The 20463-nt window shown below is 72.1% G+C and carries 6 protein-coding genes; 5 read left to right on the top strand and 1 reads right to left on the bottom strand.

The annotated features are described in order from the left end of the window. Nucleotides 1-486: 486 nt before the first annotated feature. Nucleotides 487-1434 carry a methionyl-tRNA formyltransferase gene (locus HW130_RS30860; RefSeq protein WP_177153064.1) on the bottom strand — a complete coding sequence of 316 codons (948 nt, stop codon included), beginning with the start codon at nucleotides 1432-1434 and terminating at the stop codon, nucleotides 487-489. A gap of 261 nt (nucleotides 1435-1695) precedes the next feature. On the opposite strand from HW130_RS30860, the gene HW130_RS30855 reads away from it, so the two are divergent. The 5 genes from HW130_RS30855 to HW130_RS30835 all read left to right on the top strand — a co-directional run bounded on the left by HW130_RS30855 (nucleotide 1696) and on the right by HW130_RS30835 (nucleotide 20373). Then, nucleotides 1696-3048, top strand: coding sequence for a lysine N(6)-hydroxylase/L-ornithine N(5)-oxygenase family protein (locus HW130_RS30855; protein ID WP_177153063.1), 1353 nt, complete (start codon nucleotides 1696-1698; stop codon nucleotides 3046-3048). Nucleotides 3049-3187: 139 nt separating this feature from the next. Further along, nucleotides 3188-4219, top strand: a complete 1032-nt coding sequence (locus HW130_RS30850) for an iron-siderophore ABC transporter substrate-binding protein (RefSeq protein WP_177153062.1) — start codon at nucleotides 3188-3190, stop codon at nucleotides 4217-4219. 148 nt (nucleotides 4220-4367) lie between these two features. Beyond that, nucleotides 4368-4562, top strand: a complete 195-nt coding sequence (locus tag HW130_RS30845; RefSeq protein WP_177153061.1) for a hypothetical protein — start codon at nucleotides 4368-4370, stop codon at nucleotides 4560-4562. A 29-nt stretch (nucleotides 4563-4591) separates the two neighbouring features. Continuing rightward, nucleotides 4592-20167, top strand: a complete 15576-nt coding sequence (locus HW130_RS30840; protein WP_177153060.1) for a non-ribosomal peptide synthetase — start codon at nucleotides 4592-4594, stop codon at nucleotides 20165-20167. Beyond that, nucleotides 20164-20373: an MbtH family protein gene (locus HW130_RS30835; protein ID WP_177153059.1), complete on the top strand. Its 210-nt coding sequence runs from the start codon at nucleotides 20164-20166 to the stop codon at nucleotides 20371-20373. Before HW130_RS30840 ends, HW130_RS30835 begins: the two co-directional genes overlap by 4 nt. Nucleotides 20374-20463: the final 90 nt, after the last annotated feature.

Genomic DNA, 20463 nt, shown 5'->3' with positions numbered 1-20463 from the left:
GACGACGCCCTTGTCGTCGTCCTTTCCCGGCGGAGACGGTGGGGCCGCATAGGCGACCTGCGGCAGCAGCGTTCCCGCCACCGCCGACACCACCAAACAGGAGATATATCTCCCGTAGGGGATTTTCACCTCGATACCTTTCCGCATCGGCGAACCGAATCCGCCGCATACGGAAAACGCCCTCCGCGCATGGGAAAACGGCACGCCGAACGAGCCCGCCGGAGGTTTCCGACGTGCCTGAAACAGTGCCGCTCATCTGCGCGCGAGCAGGGATAGGACCACCTCGCGAGCGCGGCAGCGGACAGTATTGATCACACAACTGATGCCACGTCAACTGATGGGACATACCCAGCAATTGGCGTGAACACGGGACGTCTTCGTTGCTTGGTCGGCTGAGTACGCCGGGCGGCGTCATGCAAGGGGAAAGCAGCCGGCCCACCCCGGGACCGTCCGGGGTGGGCCGCTGGTCTTGGGGATCGCCGGCCGTCAGGGGCGGCTGGTCAGGTAACCGCCCATGGAGGTGAAGTACTCGGTCGCGGGCATCTCCCGGCCGTCCTCGGTCCGCACGCGGGTGATCGCCAGGCCGTGGTTGCGGCCGGTGCGGGCATCGGCGCCGGCGACGATCGCCACACCCTCGCCCTCCCGGTAGAAGATGCGGCCTGGGGTGCCGCCGTATCGGCCTTCGGACACGACGGCGGAGACGATCTCGAGGCGCTTCCCCTTGTGGAAGGTGAAGGCGCTCGGGTAGGGGGCGGACTGGGCGCGGACCAGGCGCTCCAGGACCTCGGCGGGCCAGTCCCAGTTGATCCGGATGTCCTCTTCGGCCCGCTTGTGGAAGAAGGTGGCCTGCGAACGGTCCTGCTTGGTGAACTCGGTCTGCCCGGAGGCGATCAGGTCGAGGGCGCCGATGGTGACCGGGGCGATGAGGTCGACCGTCTTGTGGAAGAGGTCGGTGGCCGTGTCCGTGGGCTCGACGGTGACCGCGTGCTGCATGACGATGTCGCCGGCGTCGAGCTCCTCGTCCATCATGTGAGCCGTGACGCCGACCTCGGGCTCGCCGTTGATGAGGGCCCAGATCAGCGGCGAGAACCCGGCGTACTTGGGCAGCAGCGAGTCGTGGACGTTCAGCGTGCCGTGCCGGGGCAGGGTGTAGAGGCGCGGCGGGATCCAGGTGCGCCAGTTGTTGGCCACGATGATGTCCGGGTCGGCCTCCTTGAGCTGCTGGAAGAGCTCCTCGTCGTCGGGCCGGTTACGGATGATCACCGGGACGCCGTGCTCCTCGGCGAGGTCCGCGACGGAGTCGCTCCAGATCTTCTCGTAGGCGTGCTCACTCTTCGGATGCGTCACGACCGCCACCACGTCGTGCTCGGAGTCCAGGAGCGCCTGCAGGGTGCGATGGCCCCAGGTCTGATAGCCGAACATGACGACCCGCATGGGGGTTCCTCCTCAGGAAAGCGACTGACCGGGGCTAGTAAAGCAAGCCTTACCTAAGGATGCAATGAGCCCTGATTTGGGCCCCAGTTGACGCGGGAACGGCATCGGTGTCCGTTTTGCCCCGTCGACAGTCTGGCCAGATCAGGTTAGCTTTACCTAAGTTCCGCTCGGCGGCCGGGTTCCCGGTGTGCCCGGGCTCCGCCGTTCCCCCACGCCTGACAGCACGCCTGACAGGCGGCTGTCCCGCACGATGGGAGTGACATGTCTCAGACTCTTCCTGACGACGCACCACTGATCCACGACCTCATAGGCATCGGCTTCGGGCCGTCCAATGTGGCCATGGCGATCGCGCTCAGCGAGCACAACGCACGCGTCGGAAGGCAGGAGGCGGTCACCGCTCACTTCTTCGAGCGGCAGCCCCGGTTCGGCTGGCACCGCGGCATGCTCATCGACGACGCGACCATGCAGGTCTCCTTCCTCAAGGACCTGGTGACGCTCCGCAACCCGAGCAGCGAGTACAGCTTCCTCTGCTACCTGCAGAGCAAGGGCCGGCTGATCGACTTCGTCAACCACAAGAACCTCTTCCCGCTGCGCGTGGAGTTCCACGACTACTTCGAGTGGGCCGCGGCGAAGGTCGACGACATGGTCTCGTACGGTCACGAGGTCGTCTCCGTCGAGCCCGTCGTCCGCGACGGTGTGGTGGAGTACCTCGACGTGACGGCGCGGTGCGGAGCGGAGACCGTCGTCCACCGGGCCCGCAACCTCGTCATCGGCACGGGGCTGCGCCCCCTCATGCCGGAGGGCGTCGAGCGGACCGACCGCGTCTGGCACAACTCCGACCTGCTCGCCAAGGTGGACGGCCTGGAGGGCACCGACCCCTCCCGCTTCATCGTCGTCGGCGCCGGGCAGAGCGCGGCCGAGAACGTCGCCTACCTGCACCGCCGCTTCCCCGACGCCGAGGTCTGCGCCGTGTTCTCGCGCTACGGGTACAGCCCGGCCGACGACAGCAGCTTCGCCAACCGCATCTTCGACCCCGCGGCGGTCGACGAGTACTACACGGCACCCGACGACATCAAGCGCAAGCTGATGGACTACCACGGCAACACCAACTACTCCGTGGTGGACATCGACCTGATCGACGACCTGTACCGGCAGGCGTACCAGGAGAAGGTCCTCGGCGCCGAGCGTCTCCGCTTCCTGAACGTCTCCCGCCTCACCGACGTCACGGAGACGGCCGACTCGGTCAGCGCCACCATCACCTCCCTGGTCACCGGGGAGGAGAGCCGGCTGGACGCCGACGTCGTCGTGTGCGCCACCGGTTACGAGAGCGCCGACGCCCTCGGTCTCCTCGGTCCGGTCGCGAACCGCTGCCACCGTGACGACCAGGGCCGCGTCCGCGTCGAGCGCGACTACCGCCTCGCGACCGACCCCGAACTGCGCTGCGGCATCTACCTGCAGGGTGGCACCGAGCACACCCACGGCATCACGTCCTCCCTGCTGTCCAACACCGCGATCCGGGTCGGCGAGATCCTCGGCTCGATCCTGGACCGGGAGCCGAAGCCCGACCTCGTCGAGGTCACCCCGGTGGCCGACGGAGCCGGCGCCGCCCGCTGAGTCCTGCCCGGGGGACCCGCGCAAGGGACTCCCCTCGTGTCCAGCCCCCCACAGCCCGCCCGGTCCGCCGGTAGCGCCGTCGTACACGGCGGTCCGGGCACGCAACACGCACCGTGAAACCCCCGTGAAAGGAACAACCGTGTCCACTGGTACACGCCCCGCGCTGACGCGGCTCGTCAGAAACGTCCCCCGCGCCGCCGTGGCGGCTGTCGCCGCGTTCGCTCTGACCGCCTGTGGGGGTGGTTCGGAGAAGGCCGAGTCGAAGCCGTCGGGGAGCGCAAAGTCCGCTGCTTTCCCGGTGACGGTGGAGCACAAGTACGGCAGTACGACGATCGAGGCGGAGCCCAAGAAGGTCGTCACGCTGGGTCTGTCGGATCAGGACGCGGTGCTTGCGCTGGGTGTGAAGCCGGTGGGTTCGGTGGACTGGTTCAAGGAGCAGCCGTACGGCAAGTGGCCGTGGACGAAGGAGAAGTGGGGTTCGACGCCGCCGCAGATCGTCGGTGAGCGTGACGAGTACAACGTGGAGAAGATCGCGGCGCTGAAGCCGGATCTGATCATCGCGCAGTACTCGGGCATGAAGAAGGAGCAGTACGACACGCTCTCCAAGATCGCCAAGGTCGTCGCGCAGCCCAAGGGCCACGAGGACTACCAGGCGCCCTGGCAGGACATGACCCGGCAGATCGGCAAGGCGCTGGGCAAGGACGCCGAGACCGAGCAGCTGATCGCCGGCATCGACGCCCGCTTCAAGGCCGTCCGCGACAAGCACCCGGAGTGGAAGGGCAAGACCGTCACCGTCGGCGAGCCCTACGAGCCGGGCAAGTTCTCCGCGTTCTCCCCGAAGGACCCGAAGGTCATCTTCCTGTCGGAGATGGGCTTCACCACCTCCGAGAAGTACCGTGCCGCCCTCGGCAAGGAGAACATCGCGGACCTCAGCGTCGAGCGCCTCGACGTCATGGAGGCCGACCGCACCGTGTGGCTGGGCACCCCGGACACCGAGAAGGTCATGAAGGCCGACCCGCTGTACAAGAAGACGAAGGTCCACCAGGAGAAGCGGGACCTGTTCCTCCCGTACGACAGCCCGGACATCGGCGCCGCGCTCTCCTTCAACACGGTCCTGTCGATCCCGTACGCCATCGACCAGGTCGTGCCGAGGCTCGAGGCCATCAAGTAAGTCCGGCGAAGGTGCCGCCTCCCGTCGGCACCCCTCCCGGCCGCTCCGCCCTCCCCCTACGGCCTGACGGCCGTGGGGGGACCCTCAGGTGGCCGTCCCCACCGGGCGGGCGGGAAACGCGCCCCGGATCACCCATGAACGTGAAGGAATGCGGGGAGCAGCCGTACGGCAAGTGGCCGTGGACGACGGAGAAGCGGGGGAGAAGCGGGACCTGTTCCTCCCGTACGACAGCCCGGACACCGGCGCCGCGCTCTCCTTCGACACCGTCCTGTCGATTTTCCCGCGCCATCGACGAGATCGTGCCGCCGCTCACGGCCGACACCACGTGACGACCCACCACTGACGCACCACCAGGGAAAGGCCCCGCGAACGATGTTTGACGCCGAGTCGGACCGGACACCCGCTGCCGGTACCCCCGTCACCGGCGGGCAATCCGGCATCTGGCTCGCCCAGCAGATCGAGCCGGAGAGCTCGGCCTACAACGTCTCGTTCGTCCTCGACCTGCGCGGAGACATCGACCTCGACCGCCTGGCCGCCGCCGTCCGGCAGGCAGTCGAGGAGGCCGAGAGCCTGCACGTCCGGATCGTCGGCCACAACGGCGTACCGCGCCAGGTGGCATCGCCCCTCCCGGTCGACGTCCCGACCGTCGACCTGCGTGGCGAGTCCGATCCCCTGGATGCGGCCCACCGGTGGGCCGAGGCCGAGCGGGACCGCCCCACGGACCTCGCGTCCGCCCCGCTCTACGCCCACGCGCTGCTCCGCCTCGCGGACGACCGCGTCTGGTGGTACCAGCGCTACCACCACATCGTCATCGACGGCGTCGGCCTCATGAGGATCTCCGGCCGGGCCGGTGACCTCTACACCCACGGCGACCGGGCCACCGCCCCCGACTGGTCACTCTCGCGGCTGGTCGACGCGGACGCCGCCTACCGCGCCTCCGAGGAGTACGGGGAGGACCGCGCGTACTGGCTGCGGCGCATGGGCGACCGGCCCGAACCCGTGCGGCTCGTCGAGCGGTCCTCGGGGATGACCAAGCGGCGTCTCAGGCGCACGGCCGAGCTCGCGGCACCCGCCGTCGGACGGCTCCGCGACGCCGCGGCCGCCGCAGGCGTCCCGCTCTCCCGCATCCTGCTGTCCGCCGTCGCCGCCTACCTGCACCGGACCACCGGCGAACAGGACCTGGTCCTCGGCCTGCCCGTCACCACCAGGCAGGACCCGGCGACCCGGCACGTCCCCGGCATGGTTTCCAACATCCTGCCGCTGCGCCTCACCGTCCGTCCCGACATGACCGGCGTCCAGCTGGTGGCGGCGGTCTCTGCGGCGGTCGCCGAGACCGTCACCCACAGCCGCCACCGCGCCGAGGACCTGGCCCGGGACCTGGGGCTCGTCGACGGAGTGCAGGAGCTCGTCGGCCCCACGGTCAACATCCTCCCCAGCGGTGAGGGGATCCGCTTCGGCGACCTCGACATCGACCTCGCCCCGATGTGGCTCGGCCCGGTCAGCGACCTCGCCATCACGTTCGGCGACTTCCAGGCCGGCCAGGGCCTGCGCGTCCTGCTCGACGCCGACGCCGACAGGTGCGACGAGGCGAAGCTGAACGAGCACGAGCGGCGTTTCCTCATGCTGCTCCACGCTTTCGCCCGGGACCTGACCTGCCGCATCGGGCATCTCGAACTGACCACCGGCGCCGAACGCGCGCAGCTGCTCGACGAGTTCGGCGTGGCACCGCGCGAGGTGGCCGAACTCTCCTGGCCCGCAGCCTTCGAGCGGCAGGTACGGAGCACACCGGACGCCGTCGCCCTGGTGTACGAGGACCGTGAACTGTCGTACGCGGAGCTCAACGCCGCCGCGAACCGCTTCGCCCGGCTCCTCGCCGCCCGGGGCGTCGGCCGCGAGGACGTCGTCGCCGTGGCGCTGCCCCGCTCCCCGGAACTCGTCGTCTCCCTGCTGGCCGTGATGAAGGCAGGGGCCGCGTACCTGCCGCTGGACGCCGACCACCCGCAGGACCGGATCGCGTACATGCTGGATGACGCGGGCGCCCGGACCGTCGTGACCACACGCGAGCTGTCCGCGGACCTGCCCGCCGCGCCGGGCGTCGTGCATGTCCTGCTCGACGAGCCGTCCGTGGCCGCCGAGTGCGCCACCCATGACGAGACCGACCTCGGTGTGGCCGTCGCCCTGAATCAGGCCGCGTACGTCATCTACACCTCGGGCTCCACCGGCCGTCCCAAGGGCGTCGTGGTCCCGCACGACGGCGTCGGCAGTCTCATCGCCACCGCCACCGACCGCATCGGCATCACCGCCGGCAGCCGCGTCGTGCAGTTCGCGTCCGTCGGCTTCGACGTCACCGTCTGGGACCTGATCATGTCGCTGTGCGTCGGCGGCCGGATCATCGTCGTCCCCACCGAGCGTCGCGTCGCCGGGCCGGCCCTCACCGACTACATCGCGCGCCACCGCGCCACCCACATGATCCTGCCGCCGTCGCTCGTCTCGGCGCTCCCGCAGGACTGCGAACTCCCCGACGGCTCTGTGCTGATCGTCGGCACCGAGGCGGTTCCCAGCGAACTGATCGCCCGCTGGGCCGGGCATGTCCAGGTCGTCGTCGCCTACGGTCTCACCGAGGCGAGCGTCAACTCCACGCTGTGGGTCTCCGACGCCGACCGTCCGGGCACCGCCCCGATCGGCGTCCCCGACCCCAACACCCGTGCCTACGTGCTCGACGCGGCTCTCCGCCCCGTCCCCGTCGGCACCGAGGGCGAGCTGTACGTCGCCGGGCGCGGCCTCGCCCGCGGCTACCTGGGCCGGGCAGGCCTCACCTCGGAGCGCTTCGTGGCCGACCCGTTCGGCGGGCCGGGAGCGCGCATGTACCGGACGGGCGACCGGGTGCGCTGGGGCGCCGACGGCAACCTCGAGTTCCTCGGCCGCGCCGACGGCCAGATCAAGATCCGCGGCCACCGCATCGAGCCCGGCGAGATCGAGAGCGCCTTCATGGCCTGCCCCGGCATCGCCCAGGCCGCCGTCCTCGTCCGCGAGGACCACCGGAACGTGAAGCGGCTCGTCGCCTACCTGGTCGCGGAGGCCGGTGCCGGTCCGGACGCCGAGGCCGCCGTGGCCGAGGCCCGTGCCCGGATCGCCGGCACCCTCCCGGACTACATGGTTCCGTCCGCCGTCGTGCGCCTCGACGGAGCCCTGCCGCTGACGCCCAACGGCAAGCTCGACCGCCGCGCCCTGCCCGCGCCCCGGTGGACGGCGATGGGCGGCGACGACGAGCCCACCACCCCCGCGGAGACCGCGCTCGCCGGGCTGTTCGCCGATGTCCTCGGTCTGCCGTCGGTGGGCGTCCACGACAGCTTCTTCGAGCTGGGCGGCGACAGCATCGTGGCGATCCAGCTCGTGAACCGCGCCCGCGAGGCCGGATTCGCGCTCACCCCGCGCGATGTGTTCCGGCACCGAACGGTCGCGGCACTCGCCCGCCTCACGGGAGAGGCGGCGGACACCCCTCGCGCCCTGAGCGGTGACGTGCCCGCCCCGTTCTCGCTCGTCACGCTCACCGACGCCGAGCGCGCCGAGTGCGAGGCCGCCGTCCCGGGCCTCGTGGACGCCGTCTCGGCCACTCCGCTCCAGGAGGGCTTCTACTTCCACGCCTCCGTCGACGAGACGGGCGCCGACGGATACGCCGTGCAGGACACCGTGGAACTGGCCGGCGACGTCGACCCGGAGGCGCTGCGGCTCGCCGTCCAGGGGCTCCTCGACCGCCACCCGCTGCTGCGCGCCGCCTTCCACCAGCTGCCGGACGGCAGGATCGTGCAGCTCATCGGCGAGCGCGTCACCCTGCCCTGGCGCTTCGACGACCTGTCCGGCCAGGACCCCGACAGTCGCGCGACGACCGCCGAGGCCATCGGGGCGAAGGAGCGGGCGGAAGGATTCGACCTGGCCGTCCCGCCGCTGCTGCGGGCCGCCCTGATCCGCCACGGCGTCGAGCGTTCCCAGCTGGTGCTGACGCTGCACCACATCGTGGTGGACGGCTGGTCGGTGTCGCTCCTCATGCGCGAACTCCTCAGCGGCTACCGGCCCGGCGGCGAGGCTCCCCGTCCGGGGGAGGACCCGGCCTACCGCGCGTACGCGGGCTGGCTCGCCGCACGCGACCGGGACGGCGCGCTGAGCGCCTGGCGCGACGCCCTCGCCGGGTACGACGGCCCGGCCAGGCTCCCCGTACGAGGTGCGGACACCGGCGAGCGCCGGACCGGCACGATCGCCGTGGAGCTGACCGCGGCGGACACCGCCGCCCTCACCGCGCGGGCCCGCGCGCTGGGACTGACGCTCGGCAGCGTCGTCCAGGGCGGCTTCGGGCTCCTGCTCGGGGATGTCACCGGCACCCGCGACCTCGTCTTCGGCAGCACCGTCTCGGGCCGCCAGGCCGCCGTCGAAGGAGTGGAGACCCTCGTCGGCCTCCTTATCAACACCCTTCCCGCACGGCTGCGGTGGCGCCCCGAGCAGTCGCTCGTAGACGTCCTCTCGCGGTTCCAGGACGAGCAGGCCGAGCTGCTCGACCACCAGCACGTGGGCCTCGCCGACATCCAGCGAGCCGTGGGACGCGGCGAGCTGTTCGAGGCACTGGTCGTCGTCGAGAACCTCCCCGAGGCCGGCGAGCCCTGCGACCCGGACGGACTCGTCCGGATCACCGGCTCGCACATCCGCGACGCCGTCCACTACCCGCTGGCCCTGACCGTCCTGCCCGGTGAACGGCTCCGGCTGCGCCTCGACCACGATCCGGCGCGCCTCGACCCGGCGGCCGCCCGCCGGTTCGCCGACCGGCTGCTCGCCCTGCTCGACCAACTCGTCACGGACCCGCTCCGCCCGGTGGCTGGGCTCGCGCTGCGCACCCCCGACGAGGAGCGGACCGCCCTCGACCGTCTGGCCGGCGCGGACCACGCCCTGCCCGGCGACACGCTGCACGCGGCCTTCACCCGGCAGGCCCGCCGGACCCCGGACGCGACCGCGCTGATCCACGAAGCGGGACGGACGACCTACGCCGAACTGGACGCCGGCGCCGAGGCACTGGCCGGAAGGCTGCTCGCCCGGGGCGTGACGCCCGAGTCCGTCGTCGCCGTCGCCGTGCCCCGGTCCGCCGAGACGCTGATCGCGATGCTCGGCGTGCTCAAGGCGGGCGCCGCCTACCTGCCGGTCGACGTCGACTACCCGGCCGACCGGGTGCGGTACCTGCTCGAGGACTCCGGGGCGCGCACCGTCGTCGTCACCGCCGCGTCCCGGACCCGGCTGCCCGCACTCGACGGTGTGACCCACGTCGTCGTCGGCGAGGAGACGGCCGGCGCCGATCCCGTATCCGGTCCTGTGCCGGCAGCCGTCCACCCGGACAGCGCCGCATACGTGATCTACACCTCCGGCTCCACCGGCCGCCCCAAGGGCGTCGTCGTCCCGCACCGCGCGGTCGTCGGCCAAATCTTCTGGACCGCCGAGCACTTCGGGTACGGGCCCGACGAGCGGGTGCTGCACCAGTACTCGACCAGCTTCGACCCGTCCGTCCTGGAGATCTTCACGCCGCTGCTCACCGGCGGCACCGTGGTGATCGCCCGGCCGGACGGACACCGGGACCCGGCGTACCTCGTCGACCTGATCCGCGGCGAGCGGGTCACCAGCGTCGACCTCGTGCCCTCCCTCTACGGCGCGCTGCTGGCCGAGGACGAGGCGGGGGAGTGGTGGGCGAGCCTGCGCCGCGCCTTCAGCGGCGGTGAGGCCCTGCCGGTTCCGCTCGCGCGTCGCTGGCAGGAGCGCACCGGAGTACCGCTGTTCAACGTGTACGGACCCACCGAGGCCGTCATCCAGGTCACGAGCTGGGAAGCGGGCCCGGCCCCGGACGGGGCCACCGTGCCCATCGGGCGGCCGGTGTGGAACACCCGCCTCTACGTCCTCGACCGCTGCCTGCGACCCGTCGCGGAGGGCGAGCCGGGCGAGCTCTACATCGCGGGCGCACAACTGGCCCGCGGCTATCACGGACGCGCCGCGCTGACCGCGGAGCGTTTCGTCGCCGATCCGTTCGGCGGTCCGGATGGGCCCCTCCTGCCCTGGGGGTCCCCCCGGACGAAGTCTGGGGGAGGGCAAGGAGGGAGGATGTACCGCACCGGAGACATCGTTCAGTTCAGTGGAGACGGTGTGCTCACCTACCTCGGGCGCACCGACCACCAGGTCAAGATCAGGGGTAACCGGGTGGAGCTCGGGGAAATCGAAGCCCGGCTGCGCGACGAGCCGGCCGTCGCCGAGGCCGTCGTCGTGGCACGCGACGACGAGCGGGGAGTCAAGCAGCTGGTGGCCTACCTGGTCCCGGCCGCCGGTGCGCGGGACCTGGACACCGAGGCCGTGCGCGCCGCGCTGAGCGGCTCGCTGCCCGCGCCCATGGTGCCCAGCCACTTCGTACGGCTCGACGCGCTGCCGCTGACCCTCGGCGGGAAGACCGACCTAAAGGCACTGCCCGCCCCCGAGGCACCCAGGCGCAGCCGTCACGCGAGCGCACGTGAAGGCTGCGAGCAGCAGCTGTGCGGCATCTTCGCCGAGGTGCTCGGCATCGACGGAGTCGACGCCGACGAGGACTTCTTCGTCCTGGGCGGCGACAGCATCCTGTCCATGGCGGTCTCCAGCCGCGCCCGCAAGGCGGGCCTGCCGGTGACCCCGCGCGACGTCTTCGAGCACCGCACCCCGGCCGCCCTGGCGGCCACCGTCGCCGGTGCGGCGCCGGCGATCGCGGCACTCGTCGCCGACTCCGACGGCGTCGGTGACGTACCGCTGCTGCCGATCGTCCACCAGCTCCGCGAGGACGGCGGCACGATCAGCCGCTTCAACCTCTCCATGCTGGTCCAGGCGCCCGCCGCCGCCGACAGCGAGAAGCTGACGCGTGTCCTCCAGGCGGTCCTCGACCACCACGACGGCCTGCGACTCACCCTCACCCGCATGGACCTCGGTCCGGCGATCCCCGCCCTCTGGTCCGCGCGGACGACGCCCGCGGGCTCCGTCGACGCGGCCGGACTGCTCCGCCGCGTCGACGCACGCGGCCTCGACGAGTCCGCCTTCCGCACAGCCGTCCGCGAGGAGTCCGACGCCGCGGCGAACCGCCTCGACCCCGACGCCGGCGTGACGGTGCAGGCCGTCTGGTTCGACGCCGGTGCGGACCGGCCCGGCCGACTGCTGCTCGTCGTCCACCACCTCGTGATCGACGGTGTGTCCTGGCGCGTGCTCCTCGGCGACCTCGCCACCGCGTGGGACGCCGTCGTACGAGGCGAGTCCCCGGAGCTCGAGCCGGTGCCGACCTCTCTGCGGAGGTTCGCCCGCGACGTCGCCGAGCAGGCCACCTCCCCGCAGAGGCAGGCCGAACTGCCCTACTGGGCCAGGACGCTGGCACCCGGCGCCGACCTGGTCACCGGAGCCACCCGTACCGGAACGGCCGGTGCGGCGCGGGAGCACGTCGTCACCCTGCCCGCCGAGGACACCCGCGCGCTGCTCACCGCCGTACCCGCGGCGGTCGGCGCCGACGTCACCGAGGTCCTGCTCGCGGCGCTGCGGTGTGCCGTCACCCAGTGGCGCCCCGACGCCGACGGCGACCTGCTGGTCGACCTGGAGCGCCACGGACGGGACGGCACGGACGCCGACCTCTCGCGCACCGTGGGCTGGTTCACCAGCCTCCACCCGGTGCGTCTGCCCGCCGCCGACGACCCGCTCGACACGCTCAAGCAGGTCAAGGAGTCCGTGCGGTCCGCCCCGGACTCCGGCGCCGGATACGGCATGCTGCGCTACCTCAACCCGCAGCTCGCCCCCGTGTTCGCAGGGCTGTCCACCGCCCAGGTGCTGTTCAACTACTTCGGTCGCCTCCCCGCCGAGCAGACCCACGACTGGGCACCCGCCGTCGAGGCCGACGCGCTCGCCGTCGAGCCCGACGCCGACCTCGCGATGCCCTACCCGCTCCAGGTCAACGCCGTCTGCGCGGAGACCCCGAACGGCCCGGAGCTGCGCGCCACCTGGACCTGGCCCGAGGGCGACGTGCTCACCAAGGAGGACGTGCGGGCACTGAGCCGCGCCTGGGCCGACGCCCTGCTCGACCTCGTCGCCAAGACCGCCGCCCCCGGCGCCCGGCCCTCCCTCACCCCCTCGGACGTGCCGCTCGTCGCCCTCACCCAGTCCGGCATCGAACTGGTCGAGCGGGTGAGCCCGGCGCCGGTGGCCGACATCTGGCCGCTGTCGCCGCTCCAGGAAGGCATCTACTTCCACGCCAGCTACGACACGACCGCGCTCGACGTCTACACCGCGCAGGACACGTTCGACTTCGACCGCCGCCTCGACGCCGACCGGCTGCGCACAGCCGTCGCGACCCTGCTGCGCCGGCACCCCAGCCTGTGCGCGGGCATCGTCAGCGACGGCCTGCCCGAGCCGGTGCAGTTCGTCTGCCCGGCCGCCGAGCTGCCCGTACCGCTCACCGAGGTCGACCTGACCGGCCTGACCGAAGCCGAGCGCCGGACCCGGCTCGCGCAGATATCCGACACGGACCGGCGCCGTCGGTTCGATCTCGCCGCGCCCCCGCTGTTCCGGCTCACCCTGATCCGGCTCACCGACACCACCGACCGGCTGATGCTCAGCCACCACCTGGTCGCGTGGGACGGCTGGTCCCAGTCCCTCTTCCTCGACGAACTGCTCGGCCTGTACGCGGCAGCCGGCGACGACAGCGCCCTGCCCGCCGCCGGAAGCTACCGGGACTACCTGAGCTGGCTCGCCGGGCAGGACTTCGACGCGGCCCGCGAGACCTGGCGCGGCGCCCTCGCCGGACTCGACGAGCCGACCCTCGTCGCCCGCGAGCGCGGTGACGAACCGACCATCCCGCGCCGCCGTACCCTCAGCCTCGGACGAGCCCTCAGCGACCGGCTGCGCAGCTCCGCCCGCGAGCACGGACTGACCATCAACGCGGTGCTCTCCGCCGCGTGGGCACTCGTCCTGTCCTCCACCGTGGGCCGTGACGACGTGGTGTTCGGCGCCACGGTCGCCGGACGGCCGGCGGACGTGCCCGGGGTCGACACGACGATCGGCATGTTCCTCAACACCGTGCCCCAGCGGATCACCCTCGACCCGGCCGAGCCGGTCGGGGACCTGCTGCGCCGCATCCAGACCGAGCGCGTCGCCCTGATGGACCACGAGTACCTGGGCCTCGCCGAACTCCAGCGGGCCGGCGGGCACCCCACCCTCTTCGACACCCTGTACGTCCTGCAGAACTTCGCCGACGAGGGCGCCTTCCAGCAGCTCACCGAGCGCCACGGCATCACGGGTGTGGGCAGCGTCGACGCCACCCACTACCCGATGACCCTGATCGTCAACCCGGCCGAGACGGTCCAGGTCAAGCTGGAGTACCGCCCCGACCTGGTCGAGGACGAGCAGGCCACGGCCACGCTCGACCGCTTCGGCGCCCTGGTGGAACGGCTCATCGGAGACCTGACGACCCGGGTCGGCGCCCTGAACCTGCTGCTGCCCGGCGAGCGGGCCTCCCTCTCCACCGACTGGGCGGGCAGCCGGGAGCCGGTACCGAACGAGACCGTCGCCGACATGCTGGCCGCCCAGGTGGCCCGTACCCCGGACGCGGTGGCGCTGGTGTTCGGCGAGCAGGCCCTCACGTACGCCGAACTCGACGCGCACATCAACCGGCTCGCCCGACTCCTGCTCGTCCGGGGCGCGGGACCGGAGAAGGCAGTCGCGCTCGCGCTGCCGCGCTCCATCGACATGGTGGCCGCGCTGTTCGCCGTCCTGCGCACGGGGGCCGCGTACCTGCCGCTGGACCTGGACCACCCGGCCGACCGGCTGCGGCTGATGGTCGAGGACACCCGGCCGCTGTGCCTGCTGTCCACGACCACCGTGGCCCCGACCCTCCGCGGCGAGAGCGGCCCCGCCGCGCCCGAACTCCTCCTGGACGACGACGCCGTGGCCGCCGAACTGGCCGCACTTGCCGGCACCGAGATCACCGACGCCGAACGGCCCGCGTTCGCCCACGACCGGGCGGACCGCCTGGAGCACCCGGCGTACGTCATCTACACCTCGGGCTCGACCGGCAAGCCCAAGGGCGTCGTCACTCCGTACCGGGGCCTGACGAACATGCAGCTCAACCACCAGGAGGAGATCTTCGACCCGGCCATCGCCTCGGCCGGCGGGCGACGGCTGCGCATCGCGCACACCGTGTCCTTCGCCTTCGACATGTCCTGGGAAGAGCTGCTCTGGCTCGTCGAGGGCCACGAGGTCCACGTCTGCGACGAGGAGCTGCGCCGCGACGCCGAGGCCCTGGTCGCCTACTGCGACCGGCACCGGGTCGACGTGGTCAACGTGACGCCGACGTACGCCCAGCTCCTCATCGAGGAGGGCCTGCTCGACCAGGACGCGGCAGCCGGAAAGCACCGGCCCGCCCTGGTCCTGCTCGGCGGCGAGGCCGTCTCCGACACGGTGTGGAGCAGGCTCCGCCACACCGAGGGCACCTACGGCTACAACCTGTACGGGCCCACCGAGTACACGATCAACACGCTCGGCGGCTCCACCACCGACAGCGCGACCCCGACGGTCGGCCTGCCCATCCGCAACACCCGCGCCTATGTCCTCGACGCGATGCTGCGGCCCGTTCCGCCGGGCTGCCCCGGTGAGCTGTACATCGCGGGTACCGGTTTGGCGCGCGGCTACCACGACCGGCCCGGCCTGACCGCCGAGCGGTTCGTCGCCGACCCGTTCGGCGAGCCGGGAGAGAGGATGTACCGCACCGGCGATCTCGTACGCCGGCGTCCCGACGGCCTGCTCGACTTCCTCGGCCGCACCGACGACCAGGTCAAGATCCGCGGCTACCGCATCGAGCTGGGCGAGATCGCCTCGGCCCTGTCCACGCACTCCGAGGTCGCGCACGCCGCCGTGGTCGTCGACGAGGCCACCGGAAGCAAGCGCCTGGTCGGCTACGTCGTCCCGGAGGACGGCGCCGAGGCGGGCGAGGAACTGCTCCAGCGGCTGCGCGACCACCTGAAGGCCGGCCTGCCGGACTACATGGTCCCCTCCGCGCTCGTCGCCGTGGAAACGCTGCCGCTGACCGTCAACGGAAAGCTCGACGTCAGGGCGCTGCCCGCCCCCGACTTCGGCGGTACGGGACCCAGCCGCGCCCCCCGCTCGCCGCGGGAGGAGACCCTCTGCGCCCTCTTCGCCGAGGTGCTCGGCCTGCCCGAGGGCAGCGTCGGCATCGACAGCGATTTCTTCGAGCTGGGCGGCCACTCGCTGCTCGCCACCCGTCTGGTCAGCCGCGCCCGCACCGCGCTCGACGCCGAACTGGCCATCCGTGACCTCTTCGAGGCGCCGACCGTCGCGGAGCTGGTGGAACGCGCGGCCCGCTCCGCCGGCGCCGTCCGCCCGGCGCTGACCGCCGGCGAGCGGCCCGACGAGCTGCCGCTGTCCCACGCCCAGCAGCGGCTGTGGGTGATCCAGCAGATCGAGTGCACCTCCGCCGCGTACAACTTCCCGCTGGTGATGAGGCTGCGCGGCGCCCTCGACGTCGACGCGTGGACCGCCGCGCTCGGCGATGTCACGGCCCGCCACGAGGCCCTGCGCACGGTCTTCGCCGAGCGCGACGGCCAGGCGTTCCAGCGAGTCCTGCCGGCCGAGGAGGCCCGGCCCGTGGTCGAGCTCGTCCGCGCCACCGAGGACGAGGTGCCCGGCATCGTCGACGCGGAGAGCAACCGGCCCTTCGACCTCGCCGCCGAACTGCCCTTGCGCGCCACAGTGGTGGAGGTCGCGCCCGACGACCACGTCGTCATCCTGCTGCTTCACCACATCACCACCGACGAGTGGTCCGACCGCCCGTTCCTGCGCGACCTGGCCACGGCGTACCAGGCCCGCCTCGCACACGGCACGGCCCCGGAGTGGGAGCCGCTGCCCGTCCAGTACGCCGACTACGCACTGTGGCAGCAGCGGCTGCTCGGAGACCCCAAGGAGACGGACAGCCTGGCTGCGCGTCAGCTGGAGTACTGGCACGCGACGCTCAGCGGGGCGCCCGAAGAGATCGAACTGCCCACCGACCGGCCCCGGCCCGCCCGTCCCGCGTTCTCCGGAGCCGAGCTGGACATCGACTTCGACGCCGACGTCCACGAGGGTCTGAAGCGGCTCGCCCGCGAGACCGGCGCCAGCATGTTCATGGTGGTGCACGCGGCCGTTGCCGCCCTGCTGCACCGGATGGGCGCGGGCACGGACATCCCCCTCGGCTCGCCCATCGCGGGCCGCAGCGACGAGGCGCTGGACGACCTGGTCGGCTTCTTCGTCAACACCCTCGTGCTCCGCACGGACCTCAGCGGCGACCCGAGCTTCACCGAGCTGCTGACCCGGGTCCGCGAGAGGGACCTGGCGGCCTTCTCCCACGCGGACGTGCCGTTCGAGTCGGTCGTCGAGAAGCTCAACCCGACCCGCTCGCTCTCCCGGAACCCGCTGTTCCAGGTGATGGTCGGCTACCACGCCCGCACCGGCGACGAGCTGGAACTGGCCGGGCTCCAGGTGGAGTACGTGCCGTTCCGCATCCGCTCCGCGAAGTTCGACCTGGTGTTCAGCTTCACCGAGCACACGGCCGCCGACGGCCTTGCGGGCTCCCTGGCCTGCCGCCTGGAGTTCGCCACCGAACTGTTCGACCACGAGACCGCCGAGCGGATCGGCGACCGGCTCCGGGCGCTCGTCGCCGCCCTCGTCGCCGCGCCCGAGCGACCCGTCTCGCAGGCGGAGATCCTCGCCGCCGACGAGCGTCACCTCGTCCTGGAGGGCTTCAACGGCACCCCGCGGCCCGTCGACGAGGAGACCCTGCCCGCGATGTTCGCGCGGCGGCTCGCCGAGCGGCCCGACGCGATCGCCGTCGTGGACCGCTCGCACTCGGTGACGTACGAGCGGCTCGACGCGCGGTCCAACCGGATCGCCCGGCTGCTGGCCGCGCGCGGTGTGGGCGCGGAGAGCGTGGTCGGCGTGGCCGTGCCCCGCTCCGCCGACATGATCGCCACGGTGCTCGCCGCGCTCAAGCTCGGTGCCGCGTTCCTGCCGCTCGACCTGGCCCACCCCGCCGACCGGCTCGGCTACATGATCGAGGACTCGCGGACGGCCCTCGTGGTCGGCACCGAGTCCGTGGCAGGGAAGATCCCGGACGTGGCGGGCGCACCGATGGTGCTGCTCGACGAGCCGTCCGTCGCCGCCGAGCTGGACGGTCTGCCGGAGACCGCCGTCGGGAGCGGACCGGTCGGCCTGGACCAGGCCGCGTACGTGATCTACACCTCCGGCTCGACCGGGCGCCCCAAGGGCGTGGTCGTCCCGCACGAGGGCATCGCCAGTCTGGTGGCCACCGCTGTCGACCGGATGGGCCTCGAGCCCGGCAGCCGCGTGCTCCAGTTCGCCTCGATCGGCTTCGACGTCTTCGTCTTCGAGCTGTCGATGGCGCTGTGCCACGGCGGCCGGCTCGTCCTCATCACCGAGGAGGCGAGGGTCGCCGGGCCCGCGCTGACCGACTTCCTCGCGGAGAAGCGGATCAGCCACATGATCCTGCCCCCTTCCCTGGTGTCGGCGCTGCCGCCCGGCTGCGAGCTGCCCGAGGGCTCGACCGTCCTCGTCGGTACGGAGACGGTGCCGCCGGACCTGTTCGAGCGCTTCGGCACCACGGCCCACCTGATCTGCGCGTACGGACTCACCGAGGCGACGGTCAACTCCACGCTGTGGCCCGCACGCGAGCACGGTGGCCGACCCACCGGCCGGGTCCCCATCGGCCGACCCGACCCCAACACCCGCTGCTACGTCCTCGACGACAACCTGCGGCCCGTCCCGCCCGGTGTCGTCGGCGAGCTGTACGTCTCCGGACGCGGCCTCGCCCGCGGTTACCTCGGCAAGGCCGGGCTGACCTCGGAGCGGTTCGTCGCGGACCCCTACGGCCCGCCCGGCGGCCGCATGTACCGCACCGGCGACCGCGCCCGCTGGCGCACGGACGGGAACCTCGACTTCCTGGGCCGGGTCGACACCCAGGTGAAGGTGCGCGGCTTCCGTATCGAGCTCGGGGAGATCGAGGCGGCGCTGGCCTCGCACCCGTCGGTCGCGCAGGCCGCGGTACTGCCGGACCGCGACGGCGACATCGTGCGCCTGGTCGGGTACGCCGTACTGGAGGCGGGAGAGGCTGGGGAGACAGCCCCGCAGGAGCTGCGCGCCCATGTGGCGGGCCACCTGCCGGAGTACATGGTCCCGGCACTCGTCGTACCGCTGGACGGTCCGCTTCCGCTGACCCCCAACGGCAAGCTGGACCGCAAGGCGCTGCCCGCGCCGGACTGGTCCGCGATGACCGGCGACGCGAGCCCGGCGACACAGACGCAGGCCCGCCTGGCGGACCTGTTCTGCGAGATCCTCAAGCTGGAGAAGGTCGGTATCCACGACAACTTCTTCGCGCTCGGTGGCCACTCCATGGCCTCGATGCGGCTCCTGGGCCGTATCCGTGCGGAGTTCGGCGTCGAGCTGAGCATCCGGGACGTCTTCGACGCGCTGACCGTCGCCGGCCTCGCCGGCAAGCTGGAGGGCGCGGCGGCCGCCCGCCCGGCGCTTCGGTCCGCCGAAGACACCGAAGACACTGCCGGCGCCCCGCTGCCGGTCGCCCCGGTCCAGCGCTGGGAGTGGGAGTCGCACCGCCGCGCCCCGGGCTTCGACCACGCGCTGGCCCTGCGCGCACCGGAGGGTGGACTGGACGCCGCGGCGCTCGCCGACGCCCTCGCCGATGTGGTGGCCCGTCACGAGCCGCTGCGCACGGCGTTCGCCGAGCGCGAGGGTGTGGTGCTCCAGCGGTCGGCGAAGGCCCCGGCCCTCGCGCTCGACCGGTGCGCGGACCTGGACGCCCGCCTGGCGGAACTCGCCGCGCAGGCCCCGGACCTGGAGCGGGAGGCCCCGCTGCGGGCGACGCTGCTGACGGACCCGGCCGGTCACCAGGCTCTGCTCCTGACCTCGCACTACCTGGCGGTGGACGAGTGGTCGGTGGTGCCGCTGTTCCGTGACCTCACCACGGCGTACGCGGCCCGCACGCAGGGCCGGGCGCCCGAGTGGGAGCCGCTGCCGGTGACGTACGCGGACTACACCCGCTGGGCGCACGAGGTCCTCGGCGACCTGTCCGACCCGGAGAGCCGGGGCGGGCGGCAGCTCGCCTACTGGCGGCAGACGCTCGGGGACGTACCGGCGGAGCTGGCGCTCCCCACGGACGCCCCGCGCCCGGGTGCCGAGGGCAGCGACCACCGCGGCTTCGTCCTGGACGAGCAGCTGCACGCGGCCGTGGACGAGCTGGCCCGGACAACGGGCACGAGCATGTTCATGGTGCTGCACTCGGCCCTCGCCGCGGTGCTCACCGCCCACGGTGCGGGCACCGACCTGCCGATCGGTACGATGGTCGCCGGCCGTGGCGACGACCAGCTGGCCGACCTCGTCGGCTGCTTCCTCAACACGGTGGTGCTGCGCACCGACACGGCGGGCGACCCGACCTTCGCGGAGCTGCTGACCCGGGTACGGGAGACCACCCTCAGCGCCCTCGACCGGCAGGACGTGCCGTTCGACGAGGTCGTCCGGGCGACCGGACTGCCCCCGCAGGGCCCGCAGGTCATGGTGATCCACCACGAACAGGCGGATCTCGGGCAGCTGGAGGGCGGCATGGGCTCCTTCCACGCGGTTCCGGCCGACTCGGCGCGGGCGGAGCTGACCCTCAGCTTCTACGAGCCGCAGGGCGACGGACCGGTGCACTGCGAGCTGATCCACGCGGCCGGCCTGTTCGGCCCGGAGAAGGCCCGGCAGCTCGCCGAAGAACTTCAGACACTGCTGCGCACCGCAGCGGCCGACCCCGAGCAGCCGATCTCCGAGCTGTTCACCGCAAAGTCCACGAGGAGTGACGACGTATGAGCACCAACCCGTTCGAGGACCCGCAGGGCCGATTCCTGGTCCTGGTCAACGACGAGGACCAGCACTCGCTGTGGCCCTCTTTCGCCGAGGTGCCGGCCGGGTGGCGCGTCGTCTTCGGCGAGGAGACGCGGGAGGCGTGCCTCGCCTACGTCGAGACGAACTGGACCGACCTGCGCCCCAAGAGCCTGGTCGCCGGGCAGGGCTGAACCCGCCGCAGCGCGCCGTACCGCCGCCCGCCGAGAATTCCTCTCGGCGGGCGGCGGCGTGCGTCGACGAGCTGAGGGAGGCGGCCCGCG

Origin of the sequence: Streptomyces sp. PKU-EA00015 (assembly GCF_013387495.1) — a bacterium.
Lineage (GTDB): Bacteria > Actinomycetota > Actinomycetes > Streptomycetales > Streptomycetaceae > Streptomyces.
This window is presented reverse-complemented; position numbering and strand designations above follow the sequence as displayed.